Source organism: Streptomyces sp. NPDC107550 (assembly GCF_055639095.1).
In genome coordinates, this window is sequence record NZ_JBVKBC010000004.1 from 297,088 (window position 1) to 320,428 (window position 23,341).

Annotated in this window: 15 protein-coding genes and 1 pseudogene; 7 read left to right on the forward strand and 9 right to left on the reverse strand. The window is 72.4% G+C overall.

The features are described from left to right. Window position 1: 1 nt before the first annotated feature. Window positions 2–837 (reverse strand): annotated as a pseudogene (locus tag ACZ7LY_RS08500) (IS5 family transposase). Window positions 838–943: 106 nt separating this feature from the next. Beyond that, on the reverse strand, window positions 944–3,814 hold the full coding sequence (locus ACZ7LY_RS08505) for an FAD-binding and (Fe-S)-binding domain-containing protein (RefSeq protein ID WP_471623755.1): 2,871 nt from the start codon (window positions 3,812–3,814) through the stop codon (window positions 944–946). 452 nt (window positions 3,815–4,266) lie between these two features. On the opposite strand from ACZ7LY_RS08505, the gene serC reads away from it, so the two are divergent. After that, window positions 4,267–5,385: a phosphoserine transaminase gene (serC, locus tag ACZ7LY_RS08510; protein ID WP_471623756.1), complete on the forward strand. Its 1,119-nt coding sequence runs from the start codon at window positions 4,267–4,269 to the stop codon at window positions 5,383–5,385. A gap of 78 nt (window positions 5,386–5,463) precedes the next feature. Here serC and ACZ7LY_RS08515 read toward each other — a convergent pair whose 3' ends face one another. Next, window positions 5,464–6,441 carry a lactonase family protein gene (locus ACZ7LY_RS08515; RefSeq protein ID WP_471623757.1) on the reverse strand — a complete coding sequence of 326 codons (978 nt, stop codon included), beginning with the start codon at window positions 6,439–6,441 and terminating at the stop codon, window positions 5,464–5,466. An 84-nt stretch (window positions 6,442–6,525) separates the two neighbouring features. Here ACZ7LY_RS08515 and ACZ7LY_RS08520 point away from each other — a divergent pair, with 84 nt between their 5' ends. Further along, window positions 6,526–7,188, forward strand: a complete 663-nt coding sequence (locus ACZ7LY_RS08520; protein WP_471623758.1) for a GDSL-type esterase/lipase family protein — start codon at window positions 6,526–6,528, stop codon at window positions 7,186–7,188. A gap of 51 nt (window positions 7,189–7,239) precedes the next feature. Beyond that, entirely contained in the window at window positions 7,240–8,229 is a 990-nt protein-coding gene (locus ACZ7LY_RS08525) for an aldo/keto reductase (RefSeq protein WP_471623759.1), read from the forward strand. A gap of 491 nt (window positions 8,230–8,720) precedes the next feature. On the opposite strand, the gene ACZ7LY_RS08530 is transcribed toward ACZ7LY_RS08525, so the two are convergent. Continuing rightward, on the reverse strand, window positions 8,721–10,058 hold the full coding sequence (locus ACZ7LY_RS08530; RefSeq protein ID WP_471623760.1) for an MFS transporter: 1,338 nt from the start codon (window positions 10,056–10,058) through the stop codon (window positions 8,721–8,723). Window positions 10,059–10,101: 43 nt separating this feature from the next. After that, window positions 10,102–10,539, reverse strand: coding sequence for a MarR family winged helix-turn-helix transcriptional regulator (locus ACZ7LY_RS08535; RefSeq protein ID WP_471623761.1), 438 nt, complete (start codon window positions 10,537–10,539; stop codon window positions 10,102–10,104). A gap of 178 nt (window positions 10,540–10,717) precedes the next feature. On the opposite strand from ACZ7LY_RS08535, the gene ACZ7LY_RS08540 reads away from it, so the two are divergent. Then, the gene (locus ACZ7LY_RS08540) at window positions 10,718–10,900 is read left to right on the forward strand and encodes a ribbon-helix-helix protein, CopG family (RefSeq protein ID WP_471623762.1); all 183 of its coding nucleotides are present in this window, start codon (window positions 10,718–10,720) and stop codon (window positions 10,898–10,900) included. A 34-nt stretch (window positions 10,901–10,934) separates the two neighbouring features. Here ACZ7LY_RS08540 and ACZ7LY_RS08545 read toward each other — a convergent pair whose 3' ends face one another. Continuing rightward, window positions 10,935–12,383 carry an NCS2 family permease gene (locus ACZ7LY_RS08545; protein WP_471623763.1) on the reverse strand — a complete coding sequence of 483 codons (1,449 nt, stop codon included), beginning with the start codon at window positions 12,381–12,383 and terminating at the stop codon, window positions 10,935–10,937. Between the two features lie 257 nt (window positions 12,384–12,640). Between ACZ7LY_RS08545 and ACZ7LY_RS08550 the strand changes: the two genes are divergently transcribed. Beyond that, window positions 12,641–12,922 (forward strand): DUF2530 domain-containing protein, encoded by a 282-nt coding sequence (locus tag ACZ7LY_RS08550; RefSeq protein ID WP_471623764.1) that lies wholly within the window; start codon window positions 12,641–12,643, stop codon window positions 12,920–12,922. A 161-nt stretch (window positions 12,923–13,083) separates the two neighbouring features. Further along, window positions 13,084–15,486 carry an HAD-IC family P-type ATPase gene (locus ACZ7LY_RS08555; RefSeq protein WP_471623765.1) on the forward strand — a complete coding sequence of 801 codons (2,403 nt, stop codon included), beginning with the start codon at window positions 13,084–13,086 and terminating at the stop codon, window positions 15,484–15,486. A gap of 35 nt (window positions 15,487–15,521) precedes the next feature. Here the strand turns inward: ACZ7LY_RS08555 and ACZ7LY_RS08560 are convergent, their stop codons facing one another. The 3 genes from ACZ7LY_RS08560 to ACZ7LY_RS08570 form a co-directional block, all read right to left on the reverse strand. Further along, a complete protein-coding gene (locus ACZ7LY_RS08560) occupies window positions 15,522–16,472 on the reverse strand; it encodes a hypothetical protein (protein ID WP_471623766.1) in 951 nt (316 codons plus the stop codon). A 161-nt stretch (window positions 16,473–16,633) separates the two neighbouring features. Next, the gene (locus ACZ7LY_RS08565) at window positions 16,634–19,729 is read right to left on the reverse strand and encodes a sacsin N-terminal ATP-binding-like domain-containing protein (protein ID WP_471623855.1); all 3,096 of its coding nucleotides are present in this window, start codon (window positions 19,727–19,729) and stop codon (window positions 16,634–16,636) included. Window positions 19,730–20,152: 423 nt separating this feature from the next. Further along, entirely contained in the window at window positions 20,153–21,076 is a 924-nt protein-coding gene (locus tag ACZ7LY_RS08570) for a DUF3027 domain-containing protein (RefSeq protein ID WP_471623767.1), read from the reverse strand. 302 nt (window positions 21,077–21,378) lie between these two features. Between ACZ7LY_RS08570 and ACZ7LY_RS08575 the strand changes: the two genes are divergently transcribed. Then, window positions 21,379–22,797, forward strand: a complete 1,419-nt coding sequence (locus tag ACZ7LY_RS08575) for an MFS transporter (RefSeq protein ID WP_471623768.1) — start codon at window positions 21,379–21,381, stop codon at window positions 22,795–22,797. Window positions 22,798–23,341 lie beyond the last annotated feature (544 nt).

Genomic DNA, 23,341 nt, shown 5'->3' on the forward strand with positions numbered 1-23,341 from the left:
CCTAACAAAGGCGTTGAACGTGTCGGTGGGTGATGAGGCAGGTGGCAAGTCCGAGGAAGGCTTCGTGGATGTCGTCGCGTCGTTCCCAGCGGACGCGTAGGCGCCGGAAGCCGTGCAGCCAGGCGATGGTGCGTTCGACGACCCAGCGATGAACGCCGAGGCCGGAACCATGCGGAACACCACGGCGGGCGATCAACGGCTTGATGCCCTGGGCCCAGACGAGGCGACGGTACTTGTCGTGGTCGTAGCCCCGGTCGGCCAGCAGCACGTCAGGCCGTCGCCGTGGCCGTCCGACCAGGCCGGCAACGGACGGGACCCTCGCGAGCAGGGGCAACAGCTGGGTGACGTCGTTGCGGTTTCCGCCGGTCAGCGACACGGCGAGCGGAATGCCCTGCCCGTCGACGAGGACGTGGTGCTTGCTGCCCGGCCGTCCTCGGTCGACCGGGCTGGGTCCGCTTTTGGGCCTCGTCGGGCGGCCCTGACATGACTGGAGTCGATCACCGCCCTCGACCAGTCCAGTTTCTTCGCGACCCGCAGCTTCTTCAGCAGCACCAGGTGCAGCTGGCCCCAGACACCGGCCTCGTTCCACGCGGCCAGACGCCGCCAGCAGGTCATCCCGGACCCGAAGCCCAGCTCCTGGGGCAGGTACTCCCACTGGATCCCGGTATGCAGGACGAACAGGATCCCGCACAGGGCCTGCCGGTCCGGCACCCGCGGACGGCCCTCCACCTGTTTCGGCGCTGGCTCGGGCAGCAACGGCTCCACCAGCGACCACAGTTCATCCGACACGATCCACGGCCGCGACTGACGTTTCCCCACGGCCAGACCAACGACCATCCGAACCGAAAGTCACATGATCAACAACTTCTGTTAGAGCCTCTTAGGGCCTCTCCTTCGGATCAGGCCGGGGCCGCGGGCTGCCCCGAAGGCAAGGCCCCGGGCGTCATGGGCCCGGCGGATCGTCGTCCAGGGCGCGGGCCAGCACCTCAGCCAGATGCAGTCCCCGTACCCCGCCGAGCTGCGCCATCTGCGTACGGCAGGAGAAGCCGTCCGCCAGAGCCACCGCGTCCAGGGCCGCGTCACGCAGCGACGGCAGCAACTGCTCCTCCGCGCACGCCACCGACACCTCGTGATGGCGGGGCTCGAAGCCGAAGTTCCCGGCGAGGCCGCAGCACCCGCCGCTCAACTCGCCGCCCAGGCCCACCCGTTCACGCAGCCGCCGGTCCGCCGCGTCGCCGAGGACCGCGTGCTGGTGGCAGTGCGTCTGACCGACCACCGGCCGCTCCACGCGCGGGGGCTCCCAGTCGGGCGCGTACCGCTCCAGCGCCTCGGCGAACGTGACGACGCGCTCCGCGAGCCGCTTCGCCCGCGGGTCGTCCGCCAGCAGCTCGGGCAGGTCGGAGCGGAGCGCCGCCGCGCACGACGGCTCCAGGACGACGACCGGCGCGTCCGTGGCGAGCACGGGCGCCATGAGGTCGAGCGTGTGCCGCAACACCTGCCGGGCCGCGTCGAGTTGACCGGTCGAGACGTACGTGAGTCCGCAGCACACCCGCGACGGCAGCTCCCGCAGGGCGCCCGCGCCCGGGCTACGGCGCGGGGGCAGGACGACGCTCGCCCCGGCCGCCTCAAGGACCCGTACGGCGGCCTGCCCCACCTGCGGCGACAGATGCTCGGTGAACGTGTCGGGCCACAGCACGAGCAGCGGCCCCGCCCCGGCCCGCACCCGCGCACGCGCCCGGCGCGCCGACTCCCGCCGCCACCGCGCGCTGAACGTCCGCCCCGCGATCCGCGGGATCTCCCGCTCCCGCGCCACCCCGCCGAGCCGCTTGCCGACGTCCGCCAACACCGCGACCTTGGCAAGGGAGTTGAGCAGCGCGGCGGTGCGCGTCCGGTCCACGAGCCGCAGCCACGCGGGCAGCCGTCCCATCGTGAGGTGCGCCATCGGGCGGCGCCGCCCCGCGTAGTGGTGGTGCAGGAACTCCGCCTTGTACGTGGCCATGTCGACGCCCACCGGGCAGTCGCTGCGGCAGCCCTTGCACGACAGGCACAGATCGAGCGCGTCCCGCACCTCCTCCGAGCGCCAGCCGTCCGTGACGATCTCCCCGGCGAGCATCTCGTGCAGCAGCCGCGCCCGGCCGCGCGTCGAATGCTTCTCCTCGCCCGTCGCCCGGAACGACGGGCACATCACCGACGCCGAAGGGGCCTGCTCCGTACGGCACTTGGCGACGCCGACGCAGCGGCGGACGGCGGCCGAGAAGTCGCCGCCGTCGTGCGGATAGCCGAACGCGACGTCGACCGGGCGGCGCGGCAGCACCGCGAACCGCAGGTTCTCGTCCAGGCGCGCGGGACGCACCAGCATGCCGGGGTTGAGCACGTCCGCCGGGTCCCAGACGCCCTTCACGCGCTCGAAGAAGGCGACGAGGTCGCTCCCGTACATCTTCGGCAGGAGTTCGGCGCGGGCCTGCCCGTCGCCGTGCTCACCGGACAGAGAACCGCCGTGCGCGACGACCAGCGCGGCCAGCTCCTCGGAGAACCGCCGGAACCGCGCGACGCCCGCCTCGCTCAGCAGATCGAAGTCGATGCGTACGTGGATGCAGCCGTCGCCGAAGTGCCCGTACGGGGTGCCGCGCAGCCCGTGCTCGGCGAGCAGCGCGCGGAACTCCCGCAGATACGGGCCGAGTTGAGCGGGCGGTACCGCGCAGTCCTCCCAGCCGGGCCACGCCTCGGAGCCGTCCGGCATCCGCGTCGCCGTACCCGACGCGTCCTCGCGCACCCGCCACAGCGCGCGCTGCGCCTTCGCGTCGTCGACGACCAGCGCGTCCGTGACATCCGCCGCGCGTACGATCCGGTCCGCCGCCGCGCGGGCCTCGGCGCGGGTGTCGCCGCCGGTCTCCACGAACAGCCACGCGCCGCCCCGGGGCAGGCCCGCGCCCGGCGGCACGAGATCGGCGGCCATGCCCTCCACGGTCAGCGGGCCGTGCGGCAGCAGGCCCGCGGCGGCCTCGGCGGCGGCGCCCTCGTCGGCGTACCCGAGCACGGCGAGCGCCTTCGCGCGCGGCGCCCGTACGAGTGTGACGGTGGCCTCCGTGACGACGCCGAGGGTGCCTTCGCTGCCGCAGAAGAAACGGGCGAGGTCCGTGCCGTTCTCCGGGAGCAGGGCGTCCGCCGCGTACCCGGAGATCCTGCGCGGCAGGCCCTCGTACGCCGCGAAGCCCGTACGCAGCAGCGCCAACTCCCCTTCCACCAGGGCTTGCAGGCCGTCCGGGGCGCCGGACCAGCCCCGCGCGATACGGGTGAGGCCGCCGGTGGGGGTGGCGACGCGCAGGGCGGTGACGTTGTCGGCGGTGGTGCCCCAGGCGACGGAGTGGGAGCCGCAGGAGTTGTTGGCGATCATGCCGCCGAGGGTGCAGCGGCTGTGTGTGGAGGGGTCGGGGCCGAAGCGCAGGCCGTGCGGGGCCGCGCGCTCCTGGAGGCGGTCCAGGACGACGCCGGGCTGCACGCGGGCCGTTCCCGTCGCCGGGTCCAGGTCCAGTACGCGGTTCATGTGGCGGGTCAGGTCGAGGACGAGGCCCGTGCCGGTGGCCTGGCCGGCGATGGAGGTGCCGGCGCCTCTCGGGACGAGGGGGACGGAGTGCTCCGCGCACAGGGCGAGGGCGGTGCGTACGTCTTCCTCGTCCTTCGGGGCGAAAGTGCCCGCCGGGACCCTTCTGTAGTTGGAGGCGTCCATCGTGGTCAGGGCGCGGGCGGTGGTGCTGAAGTCGGTGTCGCCGCGGGTCTGCTGGCGCAGGGCCTTCTCGAACTGTTCCTCAGCCATCTCTCCAGCATGCCAGCGCCTCCGGCGGGGGGCCGGATCATCAACACCCTGAACGTTGTTCTTCATCTGCGGCCCGGTGGGGGCTGATCGCGCAGTTCCCCGCGCCCCTGGGTAGGTGGGTGGCTCCGGCCGGTGGGTGACCTCGACTCGCGTCGTGGTTGCTCGCGCAGTTCCCCGCGCCCCTGGAGGGGCGACTGCGTCGCCACCTCCCCCCTGGGGAAGCTGCACGAAGTGCATGCTTCAGGGGCGCGGGGAACTGCGCGAGACGCCCCACCGGCCCGCAGATGACCACGCACGGTCGTGCCCCGATAGGGGCGCGGGGAACTGCGCAAGACGTGCAGTACAAGGGGCCCGGCCGGGGAAGTATCCGAGGCATGATCTCGGGTGGGGGCATGTCTCATCGGGCGGACAGGGGCGCGGGCCCACCCCACACACCCGCTACCCTCGCTACCGTGGCTGAGATCCAGATTCCCGCTGACATCAAGCCCGCCGACGGACGTTTCGGCGCGGGCCCCTCCAAGGTGCGCACGGAGGCGCTGGACGCCCTGGCCGCCACCGGCACGTCCCTCCTGGGCACGTCCCACCGCCAGGCCCCGGTCAAGAACCTCGTGGGCCGCGTCCGCGAGGGCGTGCGGGACCTCTTCCAGCTCCCGGAGGGCTACGAGGTCGTCCTCGGTAACGGCGGCTCCACCGCGTTCTGGGACATCGCGACCCACGGCCTGATCGAGAACAAGTCGCAGCACCTGAACTTCGGCGAGTTCTCCTCCAAGTTCGCCAAGGCGTCCAAGCTGGCCCCCTGGCTGGCCGAGCCCACCGTGATCGCCTCGGACCCGGGCACGCACCCGGAGCCGAAGGCCGAGTCCGGCGTCGACGTCTACGGCCTCACGCACAACGAGACGTCCACCGGTGTCGCCGCCCCCATCAAGCGCGTCGCCGGCGCCGACGAGGGCGCCCTCGTCCTCGTGGACGCGACGTCCGGCGCGGGCGGCCTGCCCGTGGACATCGCCGAGACGGACGTCTACTACTTCGCCCCGCAGAAGTCCTTCGCGTCCGACGGCGGCCTGTGGATCGGCGTGTTCTCCCCCGCCGCCATCGAGCGCGCCGAGCGCGTCCACGCGTCGGGCCGGCACATCCCGGAGTTCTTCTCGCTGCCCACGGCGATCGACAACTCCCGTAAGAACCAGACGTACAACACGCCCGCGCTCGCCACCCTGTTCCTGCTCGCCGAGCAGCTCGACTGGATCAACGGGCAGGGCGGTCTCGCCTGGTCGACGGCGCGTACGAAGGACAGCTCGTCGCGCCTGTACGGGTGGGCCGAGGAGTCGAAGTACGCGACGCCGTTCGTCACGGACGCCGCCAAGCGTTCGCAGGTCATCGGCACGATCGACTTCGACGACAGCATCGACGCGGCCGCCGTCGCCAAGGTGCTGCGCGCCAACGGCATCGTGGACACCGAGCCGTACCGCAAGCTCGGCCGCAACCAGCTCCGCATCGCCATGTTCCCGGCGATCGACCCGGCCGACGTCCAGGCGCTGACGGCCTGCGTCGACCACGTCATCGGCAAGCTCTGACCGCACGGCGCACCGCCGCGAGGGGCCGCCCCGGGAACGCCCGGCGGCGGCCCTTCGCGCGTACCGCCCCGAGCGCGCTCAGCGCCTCCTGCGCATCAGGCGCCCCACGCCGAACAGCACGATGAGGACGGCCGCCGCGCCGACCGCGCCCGCCTTCCCGGTGAAGCCGCCCCCGTCCGCGCCGGAGTCCGCCGTGCCCGGGGAGCCGTCCGACGAGCCCGCGTCCGCGCCGCCCTCGACCTCCACCGGCTCGACCTTGCTGCCCCGCCCCTCACTCCCGTACAGGAGCGTCTTGCCGTCGTTCGTGTACGTGACGGACTCGCCCTGGGGTTGCAGCGGCACGTTCAACTCGCCTACGCGCTTGGGCTTTCCGTCCTTCCACGCGTACGCGATACCGCCGAAGTAGCCGCGTACGGCGAGCCGGCGGCCGTCCGGGGAGAACGCGGCGTCCGTCGCCCACAGATCGATCTCCGCGACGCGGCGGAAGGTGTTCGTGGCGGCGGGATCGAGCGTGGCCGGGCCCTCGTAGAGACCGCCGCCGTCCTCGCTCTTCTGCACGATGTAGACGCGGCCGGTCTTCGGGTGGACCATCAGCGACTCGGCGTTGCGCGGGCCGTCCGCGTACTTCACGACGTACTGCGTGGCGCGGACGCTCTGGTCGACGAGCTTCTTCGGCTCGGGCAGCTTGTAGATCCACACGTGATCCCACTTGCCGCCGAGATTGTCGCCGATGTCGCCGACGTACAGGTTCCCGTCGGGGCCGAGCGAGATCGCCTCCACGTCGCGCGGGCTGCCGATGCCGGTGAGCGTGATCCGGGCGCGGGTCTCGCCGGTGCGGCCGTCGATCGCGTACAGGTACGGGCCGTCGTCGCTGTCGTTGTGCGTCCAGTAGACGCCCGGGTGGGCGCGGGAGGCGGCGAGGCCGCTGGACTCCGTGATCCTCGGGTCCTTGATCGTGAAGCCGTCGGCGCCGGGGTCGGCGGCGGACGCGGGCGCGGCGGCGCCGAGCGCGAGGACGGCGGCGGCGGGGAAGGCGGCGGCCCGGTACGAACGCATGCGGCAAGCTTGCCACCCCGCCCCGACGGGGAGGTGGCCAGCCTCACATCGCCCGGCGCGGCGCCCATCCACGATGATGAGCGGATGCTCAGGTTCATGTTCGTCGGCGACTCGATGACGATAGGCAGCGCGGGCGAGCACACCTGGCGCCACCGCTTCTGGCGGCATCTGCGCGCCACGGGCACCGACGCCGAGATCGTCGGCCCGCGCACCGCCCTGTACGGCGGCACCCACGACTACGCCGACCCCGCCTTCCCGCAGGCGCACCTCGCGGGCTGGGGCGAGGGCTGGCAGCACATGGCGCCGGTGATCGCGGACGCCGTCGCGGCGACCGGCGCCGACACCCTGCTCATCTCGCTCGGCCTGATCGACCTGGGCTTCTACACGGACGCCGAGCAGACCGCGGCGAACGTCCGCCGCTTCATCGCCGCCGCCCGCACCGCGAACCCGGCCGTCCGCATGGTCATGCTCCCCGTCATCCCGAACGTACGGGCCGAGACGGACGCCCCCTTCGACGCGCAGGTCGACCGCTTCAACACCCTGCTCGCCAAGACGGTCGCCGACCTCGACGAACCCCGCTCCCCGCTCCTGCTGGCCTCGGCCCCGCCCGCGTACTCCCTGGCCGACGACACGTACGACGGCACCCACCCGAACGCCTCCGGCGAACACAAACTGGCCGCGGCCTTCGCGGACGCGCTGCACCAGGCGTGGGCGGTGGGCGGCCCGTACGCCCTGACCCGTGCCTGACGGCGGCGCGCGCCCTTGCTTCGAGTGCGCTCCAGCGCTTTGGGTGGGGGCATGAAGTACACACAGCTCGGACGTACGGGACTCAAGGTCAGCAGGCTCGTCCTCGGCACGATGAACTTCGGGCCGCACACGGGCGAGGCCGACAGTCACGCCATCATGGACGCGGCGCTGGCCGAGGGCATCAACTACTTCGACACGGCGAACGTGTACGGCTGGGGCGACAACAAGGGCCGTACCGAGGAGATCATCGGCACGTGGTTCGCGGGCGGCGGCGGGCGCCGGGACAAGACCGTCCTCGCCACGAAGGTGTACGGGAACATGGCCGGCGACGGTGACGTGTGGCCCAACCACGACCGGCTCTCCGCCGTGAACATCCGGCGGGCGGTCGAGGCGAGCCTGCGCCGGCTCCAGACGGACTACATCGACATCTACCAGTTCCACCACGTCGACCGGCGCACCCCCTTCGAGGAGATCTGGCAGGCCGTCGACGTCCTCGTCCAGCAGGGCAAGATCCTCTACGCGGGGTCGTCGAACTTCCCCGGCTACAAGATCGCCCAGGCCAACGAGACCGCCGCCCGGCGGGGCAGCCTCGGCCTGGTCAGCGAGCAGTGCCTGTACAACCTCGCGGAGCGGCGCGCCGAGATGGAGGTCATCCCGGCGGCGCGGGAGTACGGGCTCGGGGTCATCCCGTGGTCCCCGCTGCACGGGGGTCTGCTCGGCGGGGTCCTCAAGAAGGAGGCCGAGGGCAAGCGGCGGCGGGACGGGCGCAGTGCCGCCGCGCTGGAGCACACGGGGGTGCGGGAGCAGGTCCGGGCGTACGAGGATCTGCTCGGCAAGCACGGGCTCGCGGCCGGTGAGGTGGCTCTGGCGTGGCTGCTGACCCGGCCCGGGGTGACGGGGCCGATCGTCGGGCCTCGGACCCGGGAGCAGTTGGACTCCGCCGTGCGGGCGGTCGGGCTGGAGCTTGACGCGGAGCTGCTGGCGGGGCTGGACGAGATCTTCCCGGGGCCGGGGCCGTCGCCGGAGGCGTTCGCCTGGTAGGCGGTTCGCTCTGGCGCGGGGCGCTTATCGGCCGATCGAGGCCACGGCGACTACGACGAACATCAGTACGAGTACTCCGGCCATGATCCGGTTCCGCGTCTTGGGGTCCACGCCCTTGAGCGTAACGCGCTGGCCGCGCCCTTCGTCGCCGGGTGCGGCTCGGGTGCCTGAACGCGCAGTTCCCCGCGCCCCTGGGGTGGGTGGGTTACCGCGACTCTCGTCGTGGCTGGTCGCGCAGTTCCCCGCGCCCCTGGGGAGTTCTCCGGCGAGGCCCTGCTGACCTGAACGTTGCGCAGTTCCCCGCGCCCCTGAGGGAGCGGGGCTTCGCCCCAGCTCCCCAGGGGGAGGGTGCGACGCAGTCGCCCCTCCAGGGGCGCGGGGAACTGCGCGAGAAGCCCCACCCACCCGCGGACGACGTACGACCCAGGGGCGCGGGGAACTGCGCGATCAGCCACCCAACTGGCGGGAGATTGAGGGCCGCCCCCCGCCGGTCAGGCCAGCGCTGGGGACGGGGATTCCCGGGGCACGAACTGGACGTGGGGCTCGCCGCGGCGCAGGTCCACCTTGAGCCGCAGATTGGCCGCCCGCGCCAGCATGAACCCGACGCCGACAGCCGCCCCCGCGCAGATGAGCCCCCCGAGCATGAAGCTGACCCGCACCCCGTACGCGTCCGCGAGCCACCCGAACAACGGCCCGCCCAACGGCGTACCCCCGGTGAAGACCATCATGAAGAGGGACATCACCCTCCCCCGCATCTCCGGATCCGTCCCCATCTGCACCGTGGAGTTCGCGGTGACGTTGACCGTGAGCCCGAGGATGCCGAGCAGCACGATCAGCGGGGCGAAGGCCCAGACGCCCGGCGCCCACGCGGCGACGACCTCGAGCGCGCCGAACCCGATCGCCGCCCCCACGAGCACCCGCAGCCGCGTCGACCGGCGCCGCGCGGCGAGCAGCGCACCGGCGAGCGAGCCGATGGCCATGAGCGTGTTGAACAGACCGTACTGGCCGACCCCGCCATGGAAGACGTCGTTGGCGTAGGCGCTGAGCCAGATCGGGAAGTTGAAGCCGAAGGTGCCGACGAAGCCGACGAGGACGATCGGCCAGATCAGCTCGGGGTGCCGGGAGACGTACCGCAGGCCGTCGCGGAGCTGCCCCTTGCCGCGCGGGGTGAGCTTGGTCTTGTGCAGCTCATGGGTGCGCATGAGCATCAGGCCGGCGAGCGGCGCGAGGAAGGACAGCCCGTTGGCGAGGAACGCCCAGCCGGGCCCGACCGCGGCGGTGAGCGCGGAGGCGACGGCGGGCCCGATGAGCCGCGCGGACTGGAAGTTCGCGGAGTTCAGCGAGACGGCGTTGCGGACCTGGTCGGGGCCGACCATCTCGGAGACGAAGGACTGCCGGGTGGGGTTGTCGACGACGGTGACGAGCCCGGTGAAGAAGGCGGCGACGTAGACGTGCCACACCTGTACGTTGCCGGAGAGCGTCAGCGCGGCGAGGAAGAGGCCGGACAGGCTCATGGCGCCCTGCGTGCAGAACAGCAGGCTGCGCTTGGCGAACCGGTCGGCGATCACACCCCCGTACAGGCCGAACAGGAGCATCGGCAGGAACTGCATGGCGGTGGTGACACCGACGGCCGCGGAGGACCCGGTGAGGGAGAGCACCAGCCAGTCCTGGGTGATGCGGGCCATCCAGGTGCCGGTGTTGGAGATGACGGCCCCGGTGGCGAACAGCCGGTAGTTGCGTACCTTCAGGCTGGCGAACATCGAGGGCTTACGGGTCTTCTTCGTAGGGGTAGGTGCGGGGGCGGAGTGTGCTCCGGGTCCCGTACTCAATGCGGGTTCGCCTCCTCGGCGGTCGTCTGGCTCCGGCCTTCGTTCACAGATGGGCGAGCTTCTCCAGGACGGGCGCGGCGGCGCGCAGCTTCGCCCAGTCGTCCTCGTCGAGCCCGGCGGCCAGGTCGGCCAGCCAGGCGTTCCGCTTGCGGCGGCTCTCCAGGAGCATGGTCTCGGCCCGCTCGGTGGAGGTGACCACCTTCTGCCGCCGGTCCTCGGGGTGCGGCTCCAGCCTGACCAGGCCCTTGGCCTCCAGGAGTGCCACGATGCGGGTCATCGACGGCGGCTGTACGTGCTCCTTGCGGGCGAGTTCGCCCGGGGTGGCGGAGCCGCAGCCGGCGAGGGTGCCGAGCACCGACATCTCGGTGGGGCTCAGCGACTCGTCGACGCGCTGGTGCTTGAGTCGACGGGACAGGCGCATCACGGCGGAGCGCAGCGAGTTCACGGCGGCCACATCGTCGCCATGGGAGAGGTCCGGCATGTTCGTTAGCATAACTCATTACCTCGTCTAACGACTACCACCGGAGCACCGCGTGGCGCGTGATCCGCGACACCGGGGGTGCGCACGCGACGGGAGATAACCGTTTCATCACTCAAACGAGTGAGGCGGATCCGGAAAGTGACACAACCGGCCACGACACACCGCGACGCTGTTCCGCATGGGATCGACTGTGCTCAGCCTGCGGATAGACGGTGAGCTGCTCGACCGGCTCAAGGGGCATGCGGCGAAAAGAGGAATGAGCGTCCAGGACTACGTGGTCCGGACGCTCGTGCGGGACGACTTCGACGAACGCTTCAAGTCGGCGGTCGAAGAGACGCAGCGGTTCTACGGGGCCGCCTGAGCAGCCCCGTAGAACGCGCGGGTCACCAGGGTGCTCAGGTCAGGCCGAGGGCCGGCATGAGGTAGTAGAAGGCGAAGACCGCCGAGACCGCGTACATGGCGACCGGCACCTCCTTGGCCCGGCCCGCGACCACGCGCAGCACGGTGAAGGTGATGAAGCCCATGCCGATGCCGTTGGTGATCGAGTACGTGAACGGCATCATCAGCATCGTCACGAAGGCCGGGATGGCGATCGTGTAGTCGCCCCAGTCGATGTCGCGGATGCCGCCCGACAGGATCAGGAAGCCGACCGCGAGCAGTGCCGGGGTGGCCGCCTGCGAGGGGACCATCGTGGCGACGGGCGTGAGGAACAGCGCGAGGGTGAACAGACCGCCGGTGATGACGTTGGCGAAGCCCGTACGGGCGCCCTCGCCGACGCCGGCCGTGGACTCCACGAAGCAGGTGGTGGCCGAGGACGAGGACGCGCCGCCCGCGGCGACCGCGATGCCGTCGATGAACAGGACCTTGTTCATGCCCGGCATCTGACCCTTGTCGTCGGTCAGGTTCGCCTCGTCGCTGATGCCCATGATCGTGCCCATCGCGTCGAAGAAGCACGACAGCAGCACGGTGAAGACGAACAGGATGCCGGTCAGCACGCCGACCTTGTCGAAGCCGCCGAACAGCGAGACCTTGCCGACCAGGCCGAAGTCGGGCGTGGCGACGGGGTTGCCGGGCCACTTCGGGGTGGTCAGGCCCCAGGACGGCACCTTGGCGACGGCGTTGACGATCATCGCCACGACCGTCATGACGACGATGGAGATGAGGATCGCGCCGGGCACCTTGCGCACGAGCAGCGCGAGCGTCAGCAGCACGCCGAGCACGAAGACGAGCACCGGCCAGCCGTTGAGGTGGCCGTCGCCGCCGAGCTGGAGCGGCACGGTGGTGTGGGCGGCGTCGGGCATGCGCGAGACGAAACCGGAGTCGACGAGGCCGATCAGCAGGATGAACAGGCCGATGCCGATGGCGATGCCCTTGCGCAGCCCGAGCGGGACCGCGTTCATCACCCGTTCGCGCAGTCCGGTCGCCACGAGCAGCATGACGACGAAGCCCGCGAGGACGACCATGCCCATCGCGTCGGGCCACGACATGCGCGGCGCGAGCTGGAGGGCGACGACCGTGTTCACGCCGAGGCCGGCGGCGAGCGCGATCGGCACGTTGCCGATGACGCCCATCAGGAGCGTGGTGAACGCGGCGGTCAGCGCCGTCGCGGTGACGAGCTGGCCGTGGTCGAGCTGGTGCCCGTACATGTCCTTCGCGCTGCCCAGGATGATCGGGTTCAGCACGATGATGTAGGCCATCGCGAAGAAGGTGGCGAAGCCGCCGCGGATCTCGCGGGCGACGGTCGAGCCGCGCTCGGAGATCCTGAAGTACCGGTCGAAGCCGTTCTTCGGGGCCATGGGCGGCTCGTCGTTGACATCGACCGGGGCGGTGGCCGAAGTGGACATGGGTGACCTCAGCGGTATTCAGCGGTGGGCGGGATCGGCGGCGATCCGCGGCGGGGGACAACGTGATCGAGTGTGGCCGTCGCATCCTCGCCAGCAGGTCTCCCCGCAGCTCTGTCTGGCGTTTCATACGAACAGAAGTGGCCATACTCAGGCGGTTTCAGTATGAACATATGAAGGCGAAATCGCTATCTCCGCGCGTAGACCCTTGGGGTACGGGCCCTCTGCCGCCCCCGGGCGCCGCCTCGTAAGCTGTGCGCATGGCGAAGTGGACACCCCAGCACGAGGCGCCGGACCCCCTGGAGGGGCCCGTGGTCGCCACCATCACCGGCGGCACGATCCTCTGGTTCGTCCTCTTCCTCGTGCAGGTGCCCTTCTACGGCTGGTTCTCCGACCACGGCCACACGTGGTGGGTCTGGACCTGCCTGGCCGGCGGCTGCCTCGGCCTCATCGGCGTCTGGTACGTGCGCAAGCGGGACGCCGCCATCAAGCGCGCGGCGTCCGCTCCGGCGTCCCCGTCCGCCCCGGCCCCGGGCGCCTGACCCGGGCGGCCCTCCGGCGGAGCTTTCGGCGCCCCGGCGCCCGGCCCGCGCGGGGCGCCCCGCACCCCCGTACACCCCCGGGAGGAACCGGGTCCTCCGCAGGTCGGATCTTTGGGCCGCCCGAGGGGTGAAGGGCATAAATCGCCCGTACTGTCGTTCCCATGACGCACATCGACGCGGGCGCGGAACTGGACCCGGTGCACCCGGTGCCCGTCCCCGGCCGGGCCACGGGACTGACCGGCACCGAGGTCGCGGAGCGCATCGCCCGCGGCGAGGTCAACGACGTGCCCGTGCGCAGCTCGCGCTCGCTCGCGGAGATCGTCCGCGCCAACGTCTTCACCCGGTTCAACGCGATCATCGGCGTGCTCTGGCTGATCATGCTGTTCGTCGCGCCGATCCAGGACAGCCTCTTCGGCTTCGTGATCATCGCCAACACCGGCATCGGCATCTTCCAGGAGTGGCGGGCCAAGAAGACCCTCGACTCCCTCGCCGTCATCGGCGAGGCCAAGCCGACCGTACGGCGCGACGGGAGCGCCACCGAGATCTCCACCTCCGAGATCGTCCTCGGCGACCTCATCGAGATCGGGCCCGGCGACAAGATCGTCGTGGACGGCACCTGCGCCGAGGCCGACGGCCTGGAGATCGACGAGTCGCTGCTGACCGGCGAGGCGGACCCGGTCGTCAAGCGGCCGGGTGACGAGGTCATGTCGGGGTCGTTCGTCGTCGCGGGCGGCGGCGCGTTCACCGCGACGAAGGTCGGCCGGGAGGCGTACGCGGCACAGCTCGCGGAGGAGGCCAGCCGGTTCACGCTCGTCCACTCCGAGCTGCGCTCCGGCATCTCCACGATCCTCAAGTACGTGCAGTGGATGATGATCCCGACCGCGCTCGGCCTCGTCATCAGCCAGCTCGTCGTCAAGCAGAACGACCTCAAGGGCTCCATCGCGCGCACGGTCGGCGGCATCGTGCCGATGGTCCCCGAGGGGCTCGTGCTGCTGACCTCGGTCGCCTTCGCCATCGGTGTCATCCGGCTCGGCCGCAAGCAGTGCCTGGTGCAGGAGCTGCCGGCGATCGAGGGCCTGGCCCGCGTCGACACCGTCTGCCTCGACAAGACCGGCACGCTCACCGAGGGCGGCATGGACGTGTCGGACCTCAAGCCGCTCGGCGACGCCGAGGAGAGCCGCGTACGGGAGGTGCTCGGGGCGCTCGGGGCCAGCGACCCGCGGCCCAACGCCTCCCTCCAGGCCATCATCGACGCCTACCCGGACAGCGAGGGGTGGCGCTGCACCGAGGCGCTGCCGTTCTCGTCCGCGCGCAAGTACAGCGGCGCCGCGTTCAGCGAGCCCGACGGCACCGCGAGCTCCTGGCTGCTGGGCGCCCCGGACGTCCTGCTGCCCGCCGGGCACCCCGCGCTCAAGGACACCGAGGAGCTGAACCGGCAGGGGCTGCGCGTCCTCCTGCTCGCCGGTGCGGGCGCCGGGGACCTGGACGCCCCGGACGCCGCCCAGGACGCCACGCCCGTCGCGCTCGTCGTCCTGGAGCAGCGGCTGCGCCCCGACGCGGGCGACACCCTGCGCTACTTCGCCGAGCAGGGCGTCAAGGCCAAGGTCATCTCCGGGGACAACGCGGTGTCGGTCGGCGCCGTCGCCGGCAAGCTCGGCCTCGCCGGCGCGGAGAACACCGTGGACGCCCGCTCCCTGCCCAAGGAGCCGGCGGCGATGGCGGACGCGCTGGACGAGGGCACCGTGTTCGGGCGGGTGACGCCGCAGCAGAAGCGGGACATGGTCGCCGCCCTCCAGTCGCACGGGCACACGGTCGCCATGACCGGCGACGGCGTCAACGACGTGCTCGCCCTCAAGGACGCCGACATCGGCGTCTCCATGGGCTCCGGCTCGGAGGCCACGCGCGCGGTCGCGCAGATCGTGCTGCTGAACAACTCGTTCGCCACGCTGCCCTCGGTCGTCGCGGAGGGCCGCCGCGTCATCGGCAACATCACGCGCGTGGCGACACTGTTCCTGGTCAAGACCGTCTACTCGGTGCTGCTCGCGCTGCTCGTGGTCTGCTTCCAGGTCGAGTACCCGTTCCTGCCCCGGCACCTGACGCTGCTGTCGACGCTGACCATCGGCGTGCCCGCGTTCTTCCTGGCGCTCGCGCCCAACAAGGAGCGCGCGAAACCGCACTTCGTACGGCGCGTGATGCGGTACGCGATCCCCGGCGGGGTCGTCGCGGGCGTCGCCACGTTCATCACGTACATGATCGCCCGGCACTACTACACGGGCACGGACGCGCTCGGCGCGGAGACCAGCTCGGCGACGCTGACGCTCTTCCTGATCTCGATGTGGGTCCTCGCCATCATCGCCCGCCCCTACACGTGGTGGCGGGTGTGCCTGGTGGCGGCGATGGGGCTGGCGTTCCTGGTGGTGCTCGTGGTGCCGTGGCTCCAGGACTTCTTCGCCCTGAAGCTGGTCGGCGCGCCGATGCCGTGGACGGCGGTCGGTATCGCGGCGGTGGCGGCGGCCGCCCTTGAGTTCCTGTGGAAGTGGGTCGGCCGCCGCTTCCCCGCGTAGTCCCTACCGGGACGGCTGACGGGGTCGGTGCTGCGTCAGCGGACGTCGATGAAGTCGGCGACGGAGGTCACACCCGAGGTGGTGGACGTGCCGGCGAACTTGTAGCGGAAGTAGCCGTCGACGGACGCCTTCACCGTGGTCTTCAGGTTGCCCCTGGAGTCCGAGGTGACCGTCTTGACGTCGGTGTACGTGCTCGCCGACTTCTTGCGGAACTGCAGAGTGACCTTCTGGCCGGTGTAGCCCGCGTACTTGGCGGTGTCCCAGTTGGCGCGGGTCAGGGCGCCGGACACCGTGATGGTCTTGCCCTTCTTGACGGGCTCGGGGGTGGCGTTGGCGGTGAGCTTGGAGTAGCGCTGGAAGGCGATCTTCTTCAGCAGGCCGTCCTGCTCCGCGATGCCGACCTTGCTCCAGTCGGCGTTCTCGCTGTCGATGTCCTGGCCGTTGGGGGCGATGGCGATGCCGTCCGCGATCCACTTGGCACCGGCGTCGCTGTTGAGCAGGTCCGCCTTCGGGCTGACCGTGATCGTGTCGGTGCAGGTGGCGGTCGTGGCCGAGATCAGGTTGCAGGAAGCGCCGTTGGTGAAGACGGCGTTGCCGTCGTTGCTGCTCTCCCAGTGCAGGACCGTCATCAGGATGAAGTCGTCGGCGAAGATGCCCGCGTCGGCGCCGTGCGTGACGGTGTAGCTGACCGGGACCTTCACCGCGTTGGACGTGCCGGCGACGATCGGCTTGCCCTTGTTGACGGCGAGCTTCGAGAACTTCAGGTCCAGCGCGTAGGCGTCACCCGGGTCGGTCGCCAGGGCGCGGGCGCCGCTCTTGGCGGCCGGAGCGTCGGCGGTGTGCTTCTGGACCAGCTTGACGAGGTCCTTGCCGCCGGCCGGGCCGGACCAACTGTGAGAGTCGGCCTGAGCGCCCGGGACGGCGAACGCGGTGAGGGCCAGGGCGCCGGAAACCGTCACGGCGGCCGCGGTGGCACGAATGCGCATGTGTTCCCCAGTGGTGGAGAAGGGGCCCGTGGTGCTGACGCTGTCACGCGGGCCCAAGTGAACGAGGGGTCTGTTGACCCGCTCGATAGACCCGCGACCCGCGTGACTGGTTGTACGTCCGATGATGATTTTGTGATTGGTTTACGAAACCGCCCCCGCCGTCAGTCGAACCAGCGGTCCCGCGCCAACTCCGCCGTCCGCGAGGGATCTTCGAGCAGCGCCGCCACCTCGAACCGCCGCGGCCACTGCCCCGCCGCCCACGCGAGCCCCGCCGCGACCCCTTCGAGCGTCGCCGCGTGCACCGTGCCGTCCGGGCCGCGCCGCCAGTCCACCTCGACGCCGCCGACGACCAGCTCCCCGTGCTCCACGTAGACGGCGGGGGCGGCCGCGCCGAGCAGCGCCCGCACCGCGTCCGGCACCGGATGCTCCTCGCCGTCCCCGACGGGCCCCGCGTCCACGGCCTCGCTCAGCCGCCGCACCTGGAGCAGTTCGGCGAGGTCGGCGGCGTACGCCGGGGCGACGGGCAGCAGGGCGCGGCCCGCGGCGAGCGGCAGCAGGTCGGGCGCGTCGGCGACCAGCGCGTCGGCCGCGTCCACGATGGTGACCTCGCCGTCGACCACGGCCCGCAATTCGTCGGGCAGCGTCACCTGTTCGGGGTCGAGGCCGGCCAGCGCGCCGTACAGGGCATGCAGTTGGGCGGCGCCGACCGGGCGGGCCGGGTCGGCGAGCCGGTCGAGGAGTTCGGCGGCGCCGCCCGGCTCGTCCAGCAGGGCGGCGACCGAGGTCCGTACGCCGAGCGCGCGCAGCACCTGCTCGTCCTCGAACCCGGCCGCGTCGGCGGGCTCGTACAGGCCGGTCAGGAGCGGGTCGCCGCCCGCCGCGCGCAGGCCCGCGGGGCGGCGGCCGCCGAGCACGGGGTGGCCGCGCAGCCACCAGGCCGTGTAGGGGCGGACGGTCTCGTGGGTGCCGTCGGGCAGCAGGACCCGTACGGGCTGGGTGAGGGCGTCGCGCAGCGGCGGGCGGGAGAGCAGGGCGAGCGCCTGCGGCCAGCGGTCCTCGTCGACCAGTTCCAGATCGCGTACGGCGACGAGTTCCGTGGCGACGGGCGGCACCGGCGTGTCGGGGAGGCGGTCGAGGGCGTCCTCGCACCACACGTCGACCGCGTCGAGCAGGCCCGGGTCGTCGGGCTCGGGGAAGGCGGAGTCGTCGGGGTAGCGCGGCTCCAGCTCGTCGGGGTCGAGGACGACGTCGGTGGCGCGGACCAGCGCGAACGTGGCGAGCACCCCGCAGGCGGCGAGGGGCTGTTCGCCCCAGCGCTCGGCAAGTTCCTCGTCCACGTACGGCAGTTCGCCCTCGCGGAGCACGGCGGCGACGGGGCTGCCGGGGAGCAACAGTTCGGCGGCAGGCGCGAGTTCGCCCTCGTCGTCGGGGAGGGCGAGGGCGCCGAGCCAGGGTTCGTCGCCGACGCCGAGGTGGGCGTCGCGGACCAGGCCGAGGACGACGTCGGCGAGTTCGTCGGGGCCGAGGGCGTCCTCGTCGTCCCAGGCCGGTTCGTCGTCCAGGGACGCGGCGACCGCCGCCCGCACCTGAGGCGTCGTCAGGACCGCGCGCGGGGTGGCCGGGAGCGCGCCCAGCTTCTCCAGGAGGGGGTGGGCGGCGTCGGCGTGCGCGACCTTCAGGCCGAGCCGGGCCAGCGCCTCGCCGGGTACGGAGGGTCCGTCGGCGGTGGGCAGCAGCACCTGGCGCGGCCCGATCACCGTGCGGCCTCCGGCGAGCGGCACGGGCAGCCCCGACAGACGGTCCGGGTCCACGCCGGCCAGCGATTCGTACAGGCCGTGCCACCAGTGCGGGTCCTTCTCCAGACCGGCGAGGCGGTCGACGGCCTCGGTCAGCGGGAGCCGGGCGACGCCCAGCGTGCGCAGCTCGACGCGCCGCTCAAGACCGGCGGGCAGCAGGCTCGGCAGCACGTCCGCGAGGACCCGTACGGTGTCGGCGCCCGCGCCCTCGACGACCTCCGCGTCCCTCGGGCGCAGCGCGGCCGGGCGGTCGTCCTCGTCGTCGGCGGGCGGCAGCGCGGGCGGCAGGAACGCGGTGCGGGGCAGCCGTTCGAGGACGGCCGCGCGCAGGGCGCCGTCCAGTTCGCCGCGCCCGAGCGGGCCGGGGACGAGGTCGAGGACGCCGGTGGACACGGGCTGCCACGCGCCGAGCAGGTCGGCGTAGGCGTCGGCGGCGCGCTCGGTGAGGAATCCCGTCAGCGGGCCCGGCGCGACGTGCCGGCGGGCCGTGTCCAGCGGGAACGACGCGATGAGCAGCGCGGGCACGCCCAGCGGTTCGTCGCTCGGGGTCGGCGCGTGCAGCACGGGCGCGCTGCGCGGGCGGGCCGGGGCGCCGTCCGCGTCCACGGGAACGGCCCAGGTCAGCGACCAGTGCGGGCGCAGGCGTTCCTCGACGGGGCGGTCCGCGAGCAGGCCGGCGGTGAGCGGGCCGCTGCGGGAGAGCGTGCGCCAGCGGGTGGTCCCGGCGGCCGTGTCCTCGATGACGGCGTACGGGGGCTCGTCGCGGCGGCGCAGCACGCGGGTGCCGGCGTCGGTGGTGACGGTGACTTCGCTCAGGCCGGGCAGCGCGAGCAGCAGCGCGTCGTCGACGGCGTCGAGCAGCCGGGCGGTCAACTCCCGCGCCGCCGCGTCGCGCAGCGGCAGGATCACGACCGTGTCGTACGTGTCGGGGGCCTGGCCCTGCGCGGCGAACGGCAGCCGCAGCAGCGGTACGTGGCCGTCGCGGCGGCGGAGTTCGTCGCCGAGGGCGGGGCTGTGCCGGGCGGTCTCCTCGGCGGCGAGGCGGGCCTCCGTCAGCGACCAGCGGACGCCTCCGGTGCGGCCGACGACGGCGGGTTCGTCGGTGACGGCGAGGACCGCGGCGAAGCCGACGCCGAAGCGGCCCACCGCCGTGTCGGCGTCCGCGCGTTTCGCTGACGCGCGCAGGGTGGCGAGGGATTCGACGCCGGACGCGTCCAGGGGGGTGCCGGTGTTGGCCGCGGCCAGTACGCCGTCCTTGAGGGTGAGGGCGAGGCGGCCCGGGGTGCCGGCGCGGGCCGCGGCGTCGGCGGCGTTCTGCGCCAGTTCCACGATCAGGCGGTCGCGGTAGCCGCCCAGGGCGAGGTCTTCCTCGGCGTTGGCGTCCTCGCGGAAGCGGGCGGCGCTCGTGGCCCAGGCGTCCAGTACGCCGCGGCGCAGTCTGGCGGTGCCGAAGGGGTCCATACCCTCTGGGGCCGGGTGGGCTGCGGCTTTGCTGGCGCTCACGGTCTCTCCCTCCGGGGGCGCGGATTGATCGCCCCGCACGCTATCGTCCCCGACACGCCCCTCCGCCTCCCCAGCGCCCTCGGGTGAAGCCCCGCGCCCCTGGGGAGTTCTCCAGGTGAGGCCCGCTGCCCTGAACGTTGCGCAGTTCCCGGCGCCCCTAGGTAAGTGGGTGGCCCCGGCCGGTGGGTTACCTCGACTCTCGTCGTGGCTGGTCGCGCAGTTCCCCGCGCCCCTGGAGGCGGGGCTTCGCCCCAGCCTCCCCCGATAGAGGTAGCGCACGAAGTGCGCACCGAAGGGGCGCGGGGAACTGCGCGAGAAGCCCCACCCACCCGCAGACAACCGACAACCCAGGGGCGCGGGGAACTGCGCAGAAGCGGGGAGTCAGGAGTGGCCGAGGTCGTCGGTGGGGTCCGCATGCGAAGGGACGGAACCGGAATCCGGGTCAGGGCGGAGCGACATCGCATCGACGACAGTCTCATCCACCACAGGCGGAGCCGGCCGCGGCGGCGTAGGCATGACGGCCGCCTCGGAATGCCCCCCGCACCCGTAGGCGAGGGAGACGACATGCCCGTCAGCGGGAGAGAACTCGTTCGCACACACCCCGAACGCCTGTCCGAGCGACCCCCCGATCGGCGAGAGGAACCCGCACGACACACACGTCGCCGGCGCGGCCTGCGCCATCGGCGTCTTCGCCCCGAAGGACTCCTCCCACCGGTCGGCGGCGACATGAAGCCCGTACCGGGACAGGACGCGCGCCCGGCGCAGACCCAGTTCCTCGGCGACGGCGGCGATGGACCCACGGGTCGGCGCGACGGGCAGGTTCGCGGGCGTCCCCGCGGTGACCTCCGCGTCCTCCGCCTCGACCAGCTCGGCCATGTCCGCGGACAGCGGCGAGTTCGGCGGCGGCGCGTCCTCCCCGGTGAACCCGGGCTCGAGACGCAGATCGTCGGCCTCGGTCGGCAGCAGATCGCCGGGCCCGAGGTCACCGGGCCGCAGCCGCTCGCTCCACGGCACCCACTCGGGCGCGAGCAGCGCGTCGGGCCCGGGCAGCAGAACCGTCTCGTCAAGCGTGACGTACTTGGCGCGGGAGGCCCGCGCGACGGTCACCGCCCAGCGCCAGCCCCGGTAGCCGAACTCCTTGCACTCGAAGAGGTGCGTGACGACGCGGTCGCCCTCGACCACCAGGTCGACATGCTCGCCGACCACGCCGGGCGCGGCGGCCTCCTCGGCTGCGGCGCGGGCGAGGTCGACGGCCTCGGCGCACAAGCGGTCGGGGGTGCGGCTTCGCGTTGTCGCTGCGCTCACAGGTATCGCTTCTCTCCTACGCCGTCTCACGAGTGCGCCGTCCGATGTGCGGGAACGCGGACGGAGCGGACCAGGGGGCCGCGTCGACGTCCGCGCCCGACGTTCCGGGCGCGCCTACGCCATCCATTCTGCGGGATGGCCGAGAGGCGCGCGGCCGAGAACAACCGCCGCGGGCGCGCTACGCACGCTACCTCCTCCCGCGCCCCGCGCCCACACCGACGTACGCGCGGAACCCGACGTGAAAGCAGACCCGCATGGTCATAACGGCACTAGTTCGCCCGTTCACGGGGCACTATGGCTGGGTGGCAGCCGCCAGGTCGTCGTCCGCTTCGTCCCGTACGGACAGTGCGGCGGCGTACGAGGACAGCGGTGCGGGCCCGGTGCGCGGGGCCGTCCGCCGGGTCGGGCGTGCCCTGCGCCTGCCGTTCACGGGCGCGGCGCGCGGCATCAGAAAAGTGACCCACGCGCACGGCGCGGGCGAGTCGGGCCTCGGCAAGCTGATCGAACTGCACGCGGTGAACGGCGCCGGCGATGTCATGATCACGGTCGCGCTGGCGTCCACGGTGTTCTTCTCGGTGCCGACGGACGAGGCGCGCGGGCGCGTCGCGCTGTATCTGGCGATCACGATGGCGCCGTTCACGCTGCTCGCGCCCGTCATCGGCCCGCTCCTGGACCGGCTGCCGCACGGGCGGCGGGCGGCGATGGCCGGTTCGATGCTGGCGCGGGCGCTGCTGGCGCTGGTCCTGTCGAGCGCCGTGGTGGGCGGCGGGCTCCAGCTCTATCCGGCGGCGCTCGGTGTGCTGGTGGCCTCGAAGGCGTACGGGGTGGTCCGTTCGGCGGTCGTGCCCCGGCTGCTGCCGCCACGCTTCTCGCTGGTCAAGGCGAACTCGCGGGTCACCCTCGGCGGTCTGCTCGCCACGGGCGTGGCCGCGCCGGTGGGGGCGGCGCTGCACACGATCGGGCCGCGGTGGCCGCTGTTCGGCGCGTTCGCGCTGTACGTGAGCGGGATGTTCCTGTCGCTGTCGATGCCGGGGAAGGTGGACTCGGCGAAGGGCGAGGCGCGGGCGCGGCTCGTGGCGGACGCGGGGCGGGGGCGCGGGTCCGCGCGGGAGCGGCGGCAGCGGCGGCCGGGGCTGCGGACGGTCGGTACGGCCGTCACGCGCGGGCTCGTCGCCAACGCGTCCCTCAAGTGCCTGTCCGGGTTCCTGATCTTCTTCCTGGCGTTCTTGCTGCGCGAGCATCCGATGACCGGGCAGAGCGCGGCGGTCTCCCTCGGGATCGTCGGGGTCGCGGCGGGCGCGGGCAACGCGCTGGGCACGGCCGTGGGGGCGTGGCTCAAGGCGCGGGCGCCCGAGGTCATCATCGTGACCGTCGTCGCCGTCGTGCTCGGAGTCGCGGTGGCGTCCGCGGTGTTCTTCGGGGCGGTGCTCACGGCGTGCCTCGCGGCGGTGACGGGGTTCGCCCAGGCCCTGTCGAAATTGTCGCTGGACGCGACGATCCAGCGGGATGTGCCGGAGGCTGTGCGGACGTCGGCGTTCGCTCGGTCGGAGACGTTGTTGCAGGTGGCGTGGGTGGTGGGGGGTGCGATCGGGATCGCGTTGCCGTTGAACGGGGTGCTGGGGCTTTCTGTGGCGGCGGGGATCGTTGCACTTGGCTGGGCCACCACGGCTCGGGCGCTACTCGCCTCCGCGAAACGCGACCCGCGCCCCCGAGTGACGTGACCTCCGGTCGCCCTTGGGAAGTTCTCCGGGCGAGGCCCGCTGCCCTGAACGTCCGCGCAGTTCCCCGCGCCCCTAGGGAGTTCTCCAGGTGAGGCCCTGCTGCCCTGAACGTTGCGCAGTTCCCCGCGCCCCTGAGGAGTTCACCAGGTGAGGGCCCGCTGACCTGAACGTTGCGCAGTTCCCCGCGCCCCTCAGGAGCGGGGCTTCGCCCCAGCCCCCAGGGGAGGAGGTGGCGACGCAGTCGCCCCTCCTAGGGGCGCGGGGAACTGCGCGACCAGCCCACCGCCCGGCGAAAGACGAAAAACCACGCCCAGGGGCAGCGCCCCTTCAGGGGCGCGGGGAACTGCGCGAGAAGCCCCACCCACCCGCGGACGAAGTACAACCCAGGGGCGCGGGGAACTACGCGGGCGGCCACCCACCGGACCGGTGACGACCACGCGCGAGCAGCCACTTCGCCTCGTCCGGCGACGAACTCACCGCCAGACCCGCCCACCCGGGGCGCGACACCCGGCGCCCCACCGGGAGGCGCGGGGGGCGGGCCCGA

Excerpts from the sequence above, each read along its gene's own strand:
- ACZ7LY_RS08505 (WP_471623755.1), bottom strand. The coding sequence starts at position 3,814 with ATGGCTGAGGAACAGTTCGAGAAGGCCCTGCGCCAGCAGACCCGCGGC.
- ACZ7LY_RS08515 (WP_471623757.1), bottom strand. The coding sequence starts at position 6,441 with ATGCGTTCGTACCGGGCCGCCGCCTTCCCCGCCGCCGCCGTCCTCGCG.
- ACZ7LY_RS08520 (WP_471623758.1), top strand. The coding sequence starts at position 6,526 with ATGCTCAGGTTCATGTTCGTCGGCGACTCGATGACGATAGGCAGCGCG.
- ACZ7LY_RS08525 (WP_471623759.1), top strand. The coding sequence starts at position 7,240 with ATGAAGTACACACAGCTCGGACGTACGGGACTCAAGGTCAGCAGGCTC.
- ACZ7LY_RS08535 (WP_471623761.1), bottom strand. The coding sequence starts at position 10,539 with ATGCCGGACCTCTCCCATGGCGACGATGTGGCCGCCGTGAACTCGCTG.
- ACZ7LY_RS08540 (WP_471623762.1), top strand. The coding sequence starts at position 10,718 with ATGGGATCGACTGTGCTCAGCCTGCGGATAGACGGTGAGCTGCTCGAC.
- ACZ7LY_RS08545 (WP_471623763.1), bottom strand. The coding sequence starts at position 12,383 with ATGTCCACTTCGGCCACCGCCCCGGTCGATGTCAACGACGAGCCGCCC.
- ACZ7LY_RS08550 (WP_471623764.1), top strand. The coding sequence starts at position 12,641 with ATGGCGAAGTGGACACCCCAGCACGAGGCGCCGGACCCCCTGGAGGGG.
- ACZ7LY_RS08555 (WP_471623765.1), top strand. The coding sequence starts at position 13,084 with ATGACGCACATCGACGCGGGCGCGGAACTGGACCCGGTGCACCCGGTG.
- ACZ7LY_RS08560 (WP_471623766.1), bottom strand. The coding sequence starts at position 16,472 with ATGCGCATTCGTGCCACCGCGGCCGCCGTGACGGTTTCCGGCGCCCTG.
- ACZ7LY_RS08565 (WP_471623855.1), bottom strand. The coding sequence starts at position 19,729 with ATGGACCCCTTCGGCACCGCCAGACTGCGCCGCGGCGTACTGGACGCC.